This window comes from Chloroflexota bacterium (assembly GCA_016219275.1).
Lineage (GTDB): Bacteria > Chloroflexota > Anaerolineae > UBA4142 > UBA4142 > JACRBM01.
Genome location: JACRBM010000052.1, coordinates 30406 through 45913 on the forward strand (window position 1 = coordinate 30406; position 15508 = coordinate 45913).

The window sequence follows — 15508 nt, forward strand, 5'->3', positions numbered from 1 at the left end:
ACGAATTACGTGATGCGTGTCACGGCTCCAGCACCAACCGCGCCTTGGTCTGCGCGTCCACCTTTTCACGCGACCACGCGAGCGCGTGGTACTCGCCGCGCAACCAAGGGACGATCATATCGGTGTAATGCTCGCTCGCCGGATGCCCCGATTGACCGGGCAGATGCACCGCTCGCGAATTGTCCCAGTCCGCGAGATCAATGATCTGTCGCCACGACGGAAGAAAATGCGCCGAGTGAATCGGAAAGCCGGGCAGGTACGCGCCTTGCAGCACCGTGCTCGGATCGCCGCCGAGAGGACGCGGCGCGCGACTGAAAATTTTGTCGAGCGGCTTGACCGCGCCGAGCGCGTGATCCAAATGAATCTGATGCAAGTTGCCCCATGACCAGCGCGACAGGTCGTCGCCGTATTTTTGTCGCAGCGCGGCAATCGCATCGCCGAACGCCAGCGTGAGAAATTCCGCGCGCGTGCGCGTCTTGCCGGTTGCCGCGTCCGTGTACCACACGGACTGTTCCTGCTCCAACGTTCGCAAGAGCATCACCAACGCGCGATCATAAAAGAACGTGATCGGCGAAACAACCGGATGAAAGCCCATGCCGCAAAAATGATTCGTCAGCGTGTCGCCGAGTTTATCCGCCAAGAGTCGCCGCAACGCGAAATGTTCGACCGTCTTGCAGATGCCGCCCGCGACCGATTCGGCGGTGAGATGGTAATCCCAGGTTTTCAATTCGGCGAGTGCGCGCGTTTCAAATCTTGCCCTGAGCGGAGTCGAAGGGTCATCGCGCGGTTGCAACGTGAGCAGATGCGCGGTCAAGGTTTTCGCCGGCGCGCAGTATACATCGCGCTGGATGCGCGCGAAATCGTCCGGCGTCAGCTTTTCTTTTTCGCACAACAGCGTCGTGATGCGCGCCGCGCGATAGCCGTTCGAATAATCGCGCGTGAGCCAGTGCGGATAATCGTCGCCGACGACTTGATTGTTCGCGGTTGCGACGAAATGTTGCGGCGGATTGAACGCGTGCGGCAATTCTTCGTGTGGAATCCAGCCGATCCATTCGAACTCGCCCGTCCAGCCCGGCGACGGCACGAGACCCAGCCCTTGCGCGCGCACCGGGATTTTGCCGGGCTGATAAAAGCCGATGTTGCCGACGCGATCCGCAAAAACCATGTTTTGCGACGGCACCGTCCAATCGCGAATCGCGTGCGTGAATTCGTCCCAGGTGCTCGCCGCGTTGATTTTCAAGAACGCTTGGACAGTACCGCTCGGTTCGTTGCCGACCCAGCGCAACGCGAGCGGCGCGCTCTTGTCGTCGAGCGCGATAACGCGATTTAGAATCGGTCCGTGCCGCGTGATGACGACTTCTTCGACGTGCAGCTCGGCGCGACCCTTGACGCGAATTTCCTCGCGCACCATCGTCGCCGGTTCGTACTTGCCGCGATACTCAAACTCGCGCGGATTCGCCGGATTCGCTTTCTCAATGTACAAATCTTGCACGTCGGGGAACGCGTTCGTAAAGCCCCACGCGATTTCGCGATTGTGCCCGATGACGACGCCGGGCGCGCCGGCGAACGAAACGCCGGTCACGGCATAGTCCGGGGCGACGAGATGATTTTCGTACCACACGCCCGGCAGTGTGAGCGCCAAATGCGGATCGTTCGCGAGGAGCGGTTTGCCGGTGTGCGTCTTGACGCCGTCCACGACCCAGTTGTTGCTGCCGCCGCGAATTCCCAGCATCGGCAGATTTTTTGCGGCGTCGAACTGCGCGGTCATCGCGTCAGCCAGGTTACGGAAAATCGCGGAGGGCAAAATCGTCGGGTTCGTGCGCGGGTAATCCGTCTCGAGTTCCATCGCGCGTTCGACACCGAGTTTGCCGATGAACGCCGCGCGCAAAATTTCCGTGTCCCAGTTGCCCGACAAGCCCCAGCCCATAAACTTGGCGAACACGACCGCATCGAGCGCGCGCCACGGTTCCGGTTTGAATCCCAGCAACAAAAATTCCGGCGGCAAGCGCGAACCATTCTGTGCGAGAAACGCATTGACGCCGCGCGCATAGCATTCGAGTGCGTGACGCGTGTCGGCGTCCAACGCATCCCAATCGCGTTGCGCCGAACGCGCGAAGCCGAGCGTGCGAATCAAACGATCGCTGTCGAGCGCGAGCGCGCCAAAAATTTCCGCGAGCCGCCCGTACCCCACGCGGCGATTCAACTCCATCTGCCACAAGCGATCTTGCGCGTGCACGTACCCTTGCGCGAAAAAGAGGTCGTCACGATTCGCGGCGTAGAGATGCGGCACGCCCCACGCATCGCGCAACACCTCGACCGGCGCTTGCAAACCGGCGACGCGCAGTGTGCCGTTCGTTTGCGGCAACGACCGGCGATACACGAACACGACGACGAGGACGAACAGAACAAGCAGAGCCAGGACTAGACCCAGGATTTCAAGTAGCATCTTTGCTCCCATCGGTGATCTAAATCGCGCGACCTGATTATATCACAAATCATTTCACGTGGAGCAAGATTCCATCTTGCCAGATCGCCTCGCATCTCAAACATGGCAAGGTAGAATCTTGCGCTACTTATGTGGGGCAAGATTCCATCTTGCCGCAGCGAGCGCAGCGAAGCAATCCCCAAGTGGCTGGGGAATTGCTTCATCGCATCCTTCGACTACGCAGCAAAAACCGCTGCTCCGCTCAGGATGCTCCTCGCAATGACACAAGTGCGATTCTTGAAAAGCCCTGAGATTTCATCTTGCCCTACTTGACACGATACACACGCACGCCCGCGCGGTCGTACATCAATTCGTAGCGGGCTGGGTCGCTCGCGAACGCGTGATCGCTCAACAAACCGTTGCGCCAACCGAGATACACGTACGCGACTGGATGTTCCTCACCCGTTGCCGGTTCGACCGCGCGTTGGGCAAAGTACGGAATCCACGCGCCACCGTCGGCGGGAACGACGTAATCGCCGTACCACTGAAATGTGTTCACAAGAATGCGCGCATCCGTTGGGGTGTTCGCGCGAATCCAGGTCATCGCATCTTCGTCCGCCGGCGAGAACAAGACCGTCGTTGGGTTGATGATCGCGATCATGCCGCGCGCGCCAAAAATCGCGATGAGCGCGACGAGCCACGCCGATTTGAAATCGAGACGATGCGCGAGTTCGCCGACGAGCAACGCGACCGGCACGCACGCGATCAACACGAGGAACGCCGGCGCGATCAACGATTGAGCGACGAGTGCGACGCCGAGCGACGCGACGCACCACGCGAGAATCCGCCAAACCGGAGAAACCAGATTTCTTTGAGAAACCTGGTTTCTAATCGCCGCGAGCGCGCCAACCCCGGCAAGCGCCCACACTAAACTACCTTGCTGCGCGAACGCGACTTGAAACGCGACCGACAAATCAATCGGCACCGTGCCGGCGTTCTTTTCGAGAATCGAATCCCAGCCCAGACCGCGCGCGGACAAGTCGGCGACACGCGTCGCGAGGAACGCCAAGCCCACGAGCGCGACCGGCGCAAAGCGCATCAACGCACGTGGTCGCGGCGACGACCAGATCGCGACGAATGTCGCGTACACCGCGAGCAAACGAATCTGCGCGAACGCCAGTCCGGCAAGCATGATCGCCGCGAATAAAATCGCGCGCGTCGTCACGCGCGGTTGTTCGAGCAACTCGACGGCGGCGAGCAACGCAACCGGCAGCAGCGCGATGCCGAGCAAGAGTGGATAGCGTCCCCAGGTGATAAAATACGCCGGCGTCGGCGACAAGAACCACACGCACACCGCCGCGAATATCGCGGCAAGCGCGTTGCCAGTGATACGTTTGCACAGTGCAAACACCGCCAGTCCGGTTTGCGTGATGAGGATTTGCCCCAGGACGAGCATCGCTTCGGAGATCGAAACGCCGAACACCTGGACGAGCAACGCGGCAACGCTGTGAAAACCGAGATGATACACCGCGTCCGGCAAACGTCCGCGTGTGACGAGCGCGTGAATGTACTCGGCGTGCGTCGGCGAGTCCACCCACAACGGCGCGGCGAGATCGTGGATTTGCACCAAGCCGACCGCGAGCGAAAGCAACGCGAGCGCGGCGACGAGCCACACCTCGCGCGTGAATGCGAACGCGCGCGGCGCGCGACCCAGCCACGCCGCGACAAGCACAGCGAGCGGAAGCGCGAGCCACGGCGTCGTCACGCCGAGCCACGCGAAAAACACCGGCATCATCGCGAACAACGCGAGCGCAATCGTCATCGCCACAGCGAACGCGGTCACTGGGTTTGCTTCGCCCAAGCCACCGGCGAATAGAAACGCGCAACTCGGCAAAAGCAACAACACGAGCGCGAGCGCGAACGCGTTGCCGTGACGTTCGATTGCGCGCGTGAACAACGCCTGCATCGCGCCGGCGTCCGGCGAAAAATACGCGCGAAATGTGAGATCGCCGGTTGCGGGTTGCGCGTTGCGGAAGAATTGTCCATCCGCGTACGCGTCGTCGCGCGTCGCCCACAAACTCACAGAGCCGCGTTCAATCGCGCCGCGCGGAATCTCGAAGAAAAAGTAAAACGCGCGTTCTTGCGAATCAACAATCGGAGTAAAGACAAAGCGCGCGTACTCGTTGTGCCGCAGATCGCGCAAGAGCAAGGACGCGGATGCCAGGTCGGTCGCGTCGTCCGCGCGGCGACGTACGCGCAAAATGATGCGACCATCTGGTGCGGCGGAAAAATCGTCGGAGAGAATCGGACGAACGTGCAGCGCGCTCAAGCGTGGAAAATGAAACGTGAACGTTTGCCCCAGCGTGTTCGCATCATTCAAATCGCCGGCGGGCGCGTCGAGATTATCTTGGATGTTACGCGCATCGAACACGTCCGGCGAATTCGACACGACGAGCCACGCGAGCAGCGCGATGCCAAGAGCGCCGAAAAGCCAACGAGTGTTCATTGCGCGCGACATTATAGCAAATTACGCCGCGCTGTGCTATACTGAGCGCAATATTCACACAAGGAGGGGACGTGACGATGGAGTATCGTTTATTAGGACGCACCGGGGTATGCGTTTCGCCGCTGTGTCTCGGCGCGATGAACTTTGGCGCGCCGACGAACGCGGACGATTCGATCCAAATCATCAACCGCGCGTTGGACGCGGGCATCAATTTCATTGACACCGCGAATGTCTACAACGCCGGCGAGAGCGAACGCATCGTCGGGCGCGCGCTAGCCAAAAACGGCAAGCGCGATCAAGTCGTGCTCGCGACCAAGGTGCACGGCAAAATGGGCGAGGGTCCCAACGACCGCGGCGATTCGCGTTATCACATCATCAAGGCGTGCGAAGACTCGCTCACGCGATTGCAGACCGATCACATTGATCTGTATCAATTGCATCGTCCGCCGCAAAACATGCCGCAGGACGAAACGCTGCGCGCGTTCGACGATTTAATCCACGCGGGCAAAGTGCGTTACATCGGCTCTTCGACTTTTCCCGCGTGGATGGTGATGGAATCGCTCGCGATCAGCGAAAAACAAAACCTCGCGCGCTACATCAGCGAGCAACCGCCGTACAACTTGCTCGACCGCCGCATCGAGAATGAACTCGTGCCGCTGTGCCTCAAGTACAACATCGCGATTTTGCCATGGTCGCCCATTGCCGGCGGAATGCTCGCCGGTCGTTATCCGCCCGGCGAAGAGATTGCGTCGGACACACGCGCCGCGCGACCAAACAATCCCTTGCGCCCGCGCCTCTCAACCCTGGGACGCGATGTGTCTGCGCGCGTCGGCGAAATCGCGCAAGCGCGCGGGATGAGCGCGGCGCAACTCGCGTTGCTGTGGGTCAAGGATCAACCCGGCGTCACCGCGCCGATCATCGGACCGCGCACGCTCGAACATCTCGAATCGTTCTTGCCGGTGATGGAGATGGCGTTGAGCGATGCCGACCGGAAATTATTCGACGAGCTGGTACACCCTGGGAATGCCGTCGCCGATTTCCACAACACGAGCGATTGGATGAAGGCGCGGATTTTTTAACTCAATACGCAAGGGTCGCGCGATAGAAACCAGGTTTCTTCCCTTCGGGGAAACCTGGTTTCTTGATTGCCTCTTAACGAAGAGACCTGGAAGGTTCGCTTCGCGGAAACCTTCCAGGTCTTGTTCAGCATTCGCTATGTCCGCAACTGTAACACTTGCGGCACCCTTCCTCGTTCACAAACGAGGCGTGCCCGCATGATGGACACAAGTCGCCAATCTTGAACAACTGCAACTGTTTTGTATCCACGGGCGAATCCTCCGCAATACGCGGCTTGCCCAGGTCTTCGCTCAACGCTTGCGCGATGCCGTCGGGCAACGAGCGCACGCGTTGCAAACCAAATCCCATCGGTCGTCCACCGCCGATGCCGGACAACTGCTTGACCACTTCTTCGAGTCGTTCGGTCGGCGTGAGTGGCGACGGCAACCGCAACGCGAGCGACACTAGCCGCCCAATCGCTTCGCTCACTGCCGCGGTGTCGGACCCCGCTTTGCCGACGTTGCAAAACACTTCGAACGGTTCGCCGTTGCCGTTGCGATTCACCGTCACGTACGCGCCGCCGAGCGGAGTTTCGATCTTGTAGGTTTGTCCGATCAAGGTGTGTTCGCGCGGTTTCTTTTGCGCGACGACATAATCAGGCGTCGGCTCGACCTTGCCTTTCTTCAGCGCGGTCTCTTTCGTTTCGAGCACGACCTGGTCGCGCGTGCCGGCGACGTACACGGTGATGCCCTTGCAGCCGAGTTGCCACGCGAGGAAATATGCTTTCGCCACATCGTCCATCGTCGCGGTTTCCGAAAAGTTGATCGTCTTGGAAAGCGAGTTATCTACGAACGCTTGCATCGCGGCTTGCATGCGCACGTGTTCTTCGGGCGTAATGTCGCTCGCGACGACGAACGTGTCACGAATTTTCGCCGGCGCGAGGTCCACATCCTGGCACGTGCCGGTCAAACGGACGCGCTCGAAAATCTTTTTGCGCGTCACCTCATCTACCCGCGCCTCAATCAACGCGCGTTCAAACAGCGGACTGACGTAATCGAGTTCCAGGTCTTTACCCTGGTCGTTGACGTGGCGCGTGTACGCGAGCGCAAAGACCGGCTCGCAGCCATATGACTCGACGCCGGCGACGGTTGCAATCGTGCCGGTCGGCGCGACGGTCGTTTGCGCGGCATTGCGAATCCCGTGCGCGTGAATGCCCGCGACAATCGCGTCCCAGTCGAGCGCGGGGCGACCGAAATCGCGCGTGTACGGTTCGATGGAACGCGGCGGCGTCCACTGCAAATGATGCGGATCGTAAATCGAACCCTTGATCGCCGGGAACGCGCCACGCGTGCGCGCGAGTTCGATGCTCGTCTGCATCGTGTAATAACGAACGAACTCCATCACTTGCGCGGCAAATTCCTCGCCGGCGCGCGAGCCGTAGCGCACGCCGAGCCGGTACATCGCGTCGCCCAAGCCCATGATGCCCAGCCCGATGCGCCGCGCGCGATGCGCGGCTTGGGACAGCTCCGGCACAGCCGGCACGTACTTGTTCGCGTCCACCACATCGTCGAGAAAACGCGTCGAGGTTTCCACCGATGCATGCAGTTTCACCCAATCGAGTTGATCGTCCGGCGTGATGTGCTGCGCGAGATTGATCGAGCCGAGACAACAATTTTCGTACTCGCCAAGCCATTGTTCGCCGCAATTGTGGACGACTAGACCATTCGCGACGAACGAATGCGTCTCAGGTTGTTGCAAATCGTACACCATTTCGCGTCCGTCTGACTCGACCGCTTCGACCGTTGCCATGAACGACTCGACATATGGACCGCGCGTCATTCGGCTCAGATAATTTGCCAGTTTGGTCTGCTTGGCTTCAGTTAAAAATCCAATATCATTCGCAAAGCGAATCAGATTTGTTTTGCTGATCGCAAGATCGTGTTGGGGCTGATGATAGTACGCCTTCTTGCCGCCTTTGCCGTCCGGCATCAAACGGTAACCGCCCGCGCGACGCTGTTCGTAGATGCGACTGACGATGCCAAAATTCAACAAGAGTCGTTGCGTATCTTTTAACAACGGTAGGTGGCTCGAACTCAAACGCACCGAGCAACCTTTATCACCGCCATCATTCACTTGACCATCAGCGGTGAACAGAGCTTGCAAGAAGCCGCGCTGCATTTCTTCACAGCCGCCGAACACCGACGCCGGCACTTGTAATTTATTTTCCATCAGACCCTGTCGCGCCGCCCACTCCCTCAAACGCTCCGACGATACGCGCGCCTCGTCACGTGGCGCGATGTGTGTAACGCCCACCGGGTATGCGCGTCGCTGATCGGCGCGTTCAACGAGATTCGATACCGCGCGCGCGTACATCGGCGCCAATTCGCGCTTTTCTTCGCCGAAGAAAGACAACACCGCGCGAATCGCGTTAACCGTCCCATCACCGACGAGCCAACCCAGGATGCGTCCTTCATTGAGCGAACCTGTGTTGCCGAATCCGCCCCGACGATTCAGGATGTGAACACGATCTCCCGGGTTGAGATCGCACGCGGCGACCCAGCCACGTGCCGTCATCACGCGATGATTCGCGGTGAGACGAAGTTCGTACCCTTCGCGCGTCATCAAACGATACACGTCTCTGACGCCGGTCGCAAACATCGGTGATGAAGACATCAATGAGTCCATGCCAAAACGCCCATCTGTCGCAACGCGCATCGGCACATTTTGTTTCGCCAGTTCATCCGCGCGGCGCAAACCGTTCTCAGTGTAAACCAGCGTCTCACCAGTAATGCACGGATTCGTCGCTTCCAACTCGTACAGATGCGGCACAGGATTGCTGCGATTCGCCGCATCGAGAAATAACATCCCAGGTTCGCCGTTGTGATGCGCGTGCTTGACGATTTCATCGAACAATTCGCGCGCGCGCACCGTGCGCCACACTTTGCCATCGCGCGGATTGACCAGATCGAAATCGCTGTCGCTTTCGACGGCTTGCATAAACGCGTCGGTGATGCCAACCGAAATGTTGAAATTGCACACCGCGCCTTCATCGGTCTTGCACTTTATGAAATCGAAAATGTCCGGATGATCCACGCGAAGGACAGCCATATTGGCGCCCCTTCGCGTGCCGCCCTGAGCCACCTCGCCGAACGCGGTGTCGTACACGCGCAAAAAACCGACGGGACCCGTCGCCACACCCGCGCTCGTCGCAACGCGATCACCGCGCGGGCGCAAACGCGAAAACGAAAAACCGTTGCCGCCGCCAGTCTGTTGAATCAACGCCGCCGCGCGCAGCGTCGAAAAAATACCGCGCGAATCACGCCCCATGTCGTCCGTGATCGGCAGAACGAAACACGCCGCCAGTTGTCCCAGGGGTGTGCCCGCGCCGGTGAACGTGGGAGAGTTGGGGAAGAAACGCAGGTCGGTCAACAGTTCATAGTATCGTTCGCGCATCGCGGCGACATCGCCGCCGTAGAGTGATTCCGGTTCGGCGACCGTGCGCGCCACGCGGTCGAACATTTCTTCCGGCGTTTCCGCCGGTTTGCCATCCATACCGCGCCGCAGGTACCGCTTCTCGAGCACGACGCGCGCGTTCGGAGTAAGATTGATTGGACGGCGCGCGGGCGCGGACGACATGACGCGCACATTCGTATCGAGCGACTGGGTCATTCCAACTCCTTTTTGGAACATTGGGATTCGACGTACAGTTCGACGTGCAATGGTTCGTACAAAAAGCGAGAGCGGGCAAACCGCGTGAGGATTGCCCGCCCTCAGAGGTTTGCAGACGTTGATTAGACGACAACGAGGAAGTACGAAGAAGAAACAAGCATAGCAGTTACAGTCCCAAGCGCACTTGATTGCGCTCTTCCGCTTCGCGTTGTTTCCGCTCTTTGAGGCGTTGAATCTCGTTCGCGAGCGAATCGAGATCGGCAAAGCGGCGATACACCGACGCGAAACGAACGTACGCGACATCGTCGAGAATGCGGAGGCGTTCCATCACCATCTGCCCGATTTTCTGCGAGTCCACTTCGGGCTTGCCGAGCGCGTGCAATTGCATTTCGATTTCATCCACCATCGCTTCGATGGCTTCCATCGGCACGGGGCGTTTGGCGCATGCCTTGACGATGCCGCCCATCAATTTTTGGCGGTCGAATGCTTCGCGCCGCGCATCCTGTTTGATGACCATCAACCCGGTTTGCGCGATGCGCTCGTACGTGGTGTAGCGTTTGTTGCAGTGCAGGCACTGCCGGCGGCGGCGAATACTCTCGTCGGATTCGCGCGTGTCAATCACTTTGTTTTCGGGCTTGCCACAGTATGGACACTGCATAGGGACCTCTGCGAAGATAAAAATTGCACAAGAAACTGGAGTTTGATGCTGACTTGAGCAACGATTGTGCTAATCTAACCCCAACCGATTGTGTCGAACATCCGTACAACACCACTTGTTGTGCGGAGACAGTGTAGCACAAGTTGTTTTGTGACGCAATAGTCTTTCCTTAAAAAATACGCGTGGTTGCGAAATCTTAACGTCATGCTGGGTGTTGGGACTGGGTAGGAAAGGAATACTACTCCATTCGGGCGATCATGGCAAAAGAAACGTTCGCCAAAAAATTCGCCGATCAATTTCCGCGCAACAAAAAAAGCACACGGCGATGAACCGTGTGCTTGATTTTCGATGTGTGCCAGTTACGACTGCGCGCGACGACGCAGAAATGAGGGAATATCGAGTTCGTCCTCTTTGGCAGGAGGACGCGCCGCCATCATTGGGAATTCGATCGTTTTGCGGCCCGGCGCAACGACGACGTTACTCGCCGCTTGCCCCGAGCCAGTCTGCCGTTTCGCGTTGGTGCTAAATCCCGTCGCGATCACGGTCACTTGGACTTGGTCTTTCATTTCCGGATTGATCACCGCGCCAAAAATCAAATTTACATCGGGATCGGCAACGCGGCGCACGATTTCTGCGGCTTCGTACACATCGTGCAAAGTCAAGTCTTCGCCGCCAGTGACGTTGAATAACACGCCGCGCGCGCCATCAATTCGCACATCAAGCAACGGGCTTTGGATCGCCGCTTCGGCGGCGGCAATCGCGCGATTCTCGCCGGTCGCGCGCCCGATCGCCATCAACGCCGCGCCGCCCGCGCCCATGATCGTGCGCACGTCGGCGAAATCGAGATTGATGAGACCTGGGACGGTGATGAGTTCGCTGATGCCCTGAATGCCCTGCCGCAACACATCGTCCGCGACGCGGAACGCATTTTGCAGCGACACTTTTTTGTCCGCGACTTCGAGCAAGCGATCGTTCGGGATGATGATGAGCGTATCCACCGAATCCTTAAGTTTGTTCAACCCATCATCCGCCGCGCCGCGACGACGTGGACCCTCAAACGTAAAGGGCTTGGTCACGACGCCAATCGTCAACGCGCCGGCTTCCTTTGCGATGCGCGCGATGACCGGCGCGGCGCCGGTGCCCGTGCCACCGCCCATCCCCGCGGTGATGAAAACCATATCGGAACCGACGAGCGCGTCGTACAAATCTTCGGAAGATTCCTCCGCGGCTTTTTCGCCGATGCCTGGATCGCCGCCCGCGCCCAAGCCGCGCGTCAGTTTATCGCCGATGCGAATTTTCTGCGGCGCGCGCGAATGCATCAACGCCTGACCATCCGTGTTGACCGCGAGGAACGTCACGCCGTGCAAACCCTCGGAGATCATGCGGTTGACCGCGTTCGTGCCACCGCCGCCAACACCGATGACTTTGATGTCAGCGAAACTTTCCGCGCCGTTCCCTTTTTCCGGCAACATCGCTTTCGCCTCCTTGCGCGCGTCGTGCCCGCGCGATTCAACTGGCTTTTGGCTCGGCGACTGCCCTTTTACGTCAACCACAACGTTCTTTGGCGTACCCATAAGCACCCCCACATCTAGTGGCAAAAGCGGCAAAAAACACCGAGATTTTGTATAGGTGATGAGATTTTACCCCAACAAAACCCTTCTGTCAAGCCCCTTTTGCTAATTTTTCATTCTGGAAGCAAATGCTTTGTCCACCCAAACAGTCGCCCCAACGGATTGCCACCTTTGCTGTGTCCGTTGCGCGATGCTTTCACATTTGAATTTTGCAGCGACTCTTGCCAGCCCCACTGCAACAAACCGACCGAGGTCGCATACGCCGGCGCGGAAACGCGATCGGTGAAGCCCTCGAGATCGCGCGGCGCGCCGACGCGCACCGGCATTTGCAACGCTTCGCGCGCAATCGTCTTGATGCCGGCAAGTTCCGCCGTCCCGCCGCACAACACGACGCCCGCGGGCAACAAATTATCGTACCCCGAACGCTTGACCTCGGTAAGAATCATCTGACACATTTCATCCACTCGCGCGTGCACGATCTCCGCGATGTCGTGACGCGAGACGGTGCGCCTGCCCTCTTCGCCGAACGCGGCAACGTCAATCAATTCCGTATCCGCGATTTGATTCGGATCCGCGTGACCGTACATCACTTTCATTTCTTCCGCCGCGTCGAACGGCGTCCGCAAACCGACTGCGAGATCGTTCGTGATGTGAATGCCGCCCGTCGGCAAGATGACCGTGTGCCACACACTCCCGTCAATAAAAATCGCGATGTCGGTCGTGCCGCCGCCAATGTCCGCGAGCACCACACCCATTTCTTTTTCCGACGTCGTCAACGCGGCTTGCCCTGCCGCAATCGGTTCGAGCGCGAGGTCTATCACGCGCAGTCCCGCGCCTTCGACTGCCTTGACCAAATTTTGGATCGAGGAGATCGCGCCGGTCACGATATGCGCTTCGACCTCCAAACGAAAACCGATCATCCCCAACGGGTCTTTGATACCGTCCTGTCCATCGAGCATGTATCCGCGTGGAATCGCGTGAATGATTTCGCGATTCTGCGGGACCGCAATCGCTTCGGCGGCTTCCATCGCCCGCGCGATATCTTCAGACAGGATCCCGCGCCCGCCGTGAATCCCCGCCACGCCGCGCGAATTGGTGGACTGGATGTGCGCGCCCGCGATGCCGACGTACACCTCTGGGATCGCGATGCCCGCGACGCGCTCGGCTTGTTGCATCGCCCCCGCAATCGCGAGCGACGCTTCCTTCACATCCGTCACCACGCCCTTGCGAATTCCGCGCGAGGGTTCGACGCCGCAACCCAGGATGCGCGTCACACCCGCGTCGTTGATCTCGCCGATCAACGCACACGTTTTCGTCGTGCCAATATCCAGAGCCGCAATCGGTGTCGTCATAGTTCGCTCCACAATGACAACTGCCCAGTCCTGTCCAATATCAGTCACAGAGGAATTCTGGTTTTTCCCTTGTTTCCCTTATTTCCCTGTGGCAAGTCTGTGCAGTCACCAACATTAACAAATCACAAAAAACAGCCGGTCATCCATCACTGATAAAACGGATCGCCTTTTCCCAGGTCAATGAAATTCACGCGCTTGTTTTGCGCGATCAACGTCGCGACGAGCGCGCGATAGCGCGCGAGTTTGCCCGCCATTTCGCTCGCGTCGCCCAAATAGATTTTCCAGCCGCGCTCGTCGGTGAACGCCAGTCCGCGCGCGCGTGACCAGTCGAACGCGCGCGGCGCATCGCGCCACACCTGGCGCAACGCGCGCTGCGCCGCGAAGGCGTCGAGCGGCGCGCGTTTGCCGATCACCATCGCGCGGAAATCTAAATCACGTATCACCACCAATTCGGGACGCGGCGCACGCGCCAACATAATCATGCCATCATCCGCGACCCAGTAATTCTCGTTGCCGCGAATCCAAATCACTTCCGGTAGCCGCTCGACGATGTGAATCGTCACACGGTTCGGCAAGGCGGTGCCCACCTCGACCGCCTTCACTTCGGGCAAGGTCGCAACGTACGTCTGCACCTGGCTCGGCTCGATGAAAAAGATATTCCAGCCGACAATCCCGCTTGCCTTCTCGACCTCTTTGCGCGTGAGCGACCTCATCCCAGACACTTCAACATCGTACACATAAAACCAATCGGTGTTGAAGAACAATACGAGGAGCGCGGTCAACACCGTGATCAGCAACAAGGCGAACCACTTGACGCGCGGAACCTGGGTCAACACGCCTACCACCGGAAACGCACGCGGCGCGACGAGCGGCGCGGCAATTTGATAGCGCGTACGCGTATTCGTTCGGCGCGTTGGCGCGCGCCGGTTGTTTTGACGTTGAAGCGGTGTGGTTGGACTCATGTTGAGTTTATAGTCGGCAAATTGACACTGTAGTATTGCAACCGAAAATCAGTCTTAACGTAGACTGCGAAGCGAGCAAAGTGCGCTGAGGTCGCAGAGAAATTTTCTCCAACAACTCTGCGTTCTCTGCGCCTCTGCGGTAAATTTTCCGATCTTTCCGGCAACAATGTTCCAGTCTCGATAAATTACTCAATATTCCGATTTGGAACGTTTTTTGTCGGCGTGGCGTTCGAGCGCGAGTTGAATCAGGCGATCAATCAACTCGGGGTACGGCACGCCGCTCTTCTCCCACATGCGCGGGTACATCGAAACCGCCGTGAACCCCGGAATCGTATTGATTTCGTTTACAAAAATTCGGTTCGTCGCGCGCTCGATGAAAAAATCTACGCGCGCCATGCCGCTCGCGTCAATCGCTTTGAACGCGCGCACCGCCAAGCCCTGCACCGCGCGCGTCACATCCGGCGGCAAATCGGCGGGGACGATCAAATCGGTGCCGGCGGTCTCGTCATACTTGGCGGCATAATCGTAAAACTCGCGATGCGGCGCGACCTCGCCCGGCAGCGAAGCGATAGGCTCGTCATTGCCGAGCACGCTGCACTCGATCTCGCGCGCGTCTTGCGCGGCGCGTTCGGCGATGAGTTTGCGATCGTACTGCGCCGCGGTCGTCAGGGCTTGGGTCAGTTCGTCCCAGTTGTGCGCCTTGCTCACGCCGACGCTCGAACCCAGGTTCGCCGGTTTGATAAAGCACGGATAACCAAACTCGGCTTCGACGCGCCGAATCGTATCCTCGGGACGGAGTTCCCAGTCGCGGCGCAGAACGACCATCCAATCGAGAATCGGCAAATCCTCCGCGTGAAAGATGGCTTTCATCAACGCCTTGTCCATCCCGACCGCGCTCGCCGCGACGCCCGCGCCGACGTACGGAATATCCGCGAGTTCGAGCAAACCCTGCACCGTGCCATCCTCGCCCATCGGTCCGTGAATGAGCGGAAACGCAACATCAATCGCGCCGAGCGGCGACGCCTCGGTCGTCGTCGGCACGAGCGATTTACCATTGAGCGCGACCGTTTCGTCGTTCACTGCTTCGCCGGATTTGAGCAAGAGCGATGGACTCGCCGCGATGAGTTGCGCCAGCGCCTTGTCGCCCGCGAGCCAGCGTCCCTGTTTAGTGACGCCGATCATCACGACATCGTATTTCTCGTGGTCTATCGCGCGCGCAACACCTTGCGCCGATGCGAGCGAAACTTCATGCTCGCCGGACCTGCCGCCAAAGATGATGCCGACCCGAATTTTCTTTGCCATTTCTGAT

Annotated in this window: 9 protein-coding genes; 1 reads left to right on the forward strand and 8 read right to left on the reverse strand. The window is 59.0% G+C overall.

Annotation, left to right across the window (positions count from 1 at the left end; genetic code table 11):
* Positions 1–19: 19 nt before the first annotated feature.
* Both HY868_13265 and HY868_13270 read right to left on the reverse strand, forming a co-directional pair.
* Positions 20–2446 carry a penicillin acylase family protein gene (locus HY868_13265; GenBank protein MBI5303098.1) on the reverse strand — a complete coding sequence of 809 codons (2427 nt, stop codon included), beginning with the start codon at positions 2444–2446 and terminating at the stop codon, positions 20–22.
* A gap of 304 nt (positions 2447–2750) precedes the next feature.
* Positions 2751–4931: a hypothetical protein gene (locus tag HY868_13270; protein MBI5303099.1), complete on the reverse strand. Its 2181-nt coding sequence runs from the start codon at positions 4929–4931 to the stop codon at positions 2751–2753.
* A gap of 77 nt (positions 4932–5008) precedes the next feature.
* Here HY868_13270 and HY868_13275 point away from each other — a divergent pair, with 77 nt between their 5' ends.
* Positions 5009–6010 (forward strand): aldo/keto reductase, encoded by a 1002-nt coding sequence (locus HY868_13275; protein ID MBI5303100.1) that lies wholly within the window; start codon positions 5009–5011, stop codon positions 6008–6010.
* Positions 6011–6134: 124 nt separating this feature from the next.
* Here HY868_13275 and HY868_13280 read toward each other — a convergent pair whose 3' ends face one another.
* The 6 genes from HY868_13280 to HY868_13305 all read right to left on the reverse strand — a co-directional run bounded on the left by HY868_13280 (position 6135) and on the right by HY868_13305 (position 15501).
* Positions 6135–9656, reverse strand: coding sequence for a ribonucleoside reductase class II (locus tag HY868_13280; protein MBI5303101.1), 3522 nt, complete (start codon positions 9654–9656; stop codon positions 6135–6137).
* Positions 9657–9822: 166 nt separating this feature from the next.
* The gene (nrdR, locus tag HY868_13285; protein MBI5303102.1) at positions 9823–10314 is read right to left on the reverse strand and encodes a transcriptional repressor NrdR; all 492 of its coding nucleotides are present in this window, start codon (positions 10312–10314) and stop codon (positions 9823–9825) included.
* A 359-nt stretch (positions 10315–10673) separates the two neighbouring features.
* Positions 10674–11786: a cell division protein FtsZ gene (gene ftsZ, locus HY868_13290; protein MBI5303103.1), complete on the reverse strand. Its 1113-nt coding sequence runs from the start codon at positions 11784–11786 to the stop codon at positions 10674–10676.
* 212 nt (positions 11787–11998) lie between these two features.
* Positions 11999–13237 (reverse strand): cell division protein FtsA, encoded by a 1239-nt coding sequence (gene ftsA, locus HY868_13295; protein MBI5303104.1) that lies wholly within the window; start codon positions 13235–13237, stop codon positions 11999–12001.
* Between the two features lie 146 nt (positions 13238–13383).
* Positions 13384–14199: an FtsQ-type POTRA domain-containing protein gene (locus HY868_13300; protein MBI5303105.1), complete on the reverse strand. Its 816-nt coding sequence runs from the start codon at positions 14197–14199 to the stop codon at positions 13384–13386.
* A gap of 189 nt (positions 14200–14388) precedes the next feature.
* Positions 14389–15501 (reverse strand): D-alanine--D-alanine ligase, encoded by a 1113-nt coding sequence (locus HY868_13305; protein ID MBI5303106.1) that lies wholly within the window; start codon positions 15499–15501, stop codon positions 14389–14391.
* Between the last annotated feature and the right edge of the window lie 7 nt (positions 15502–15508).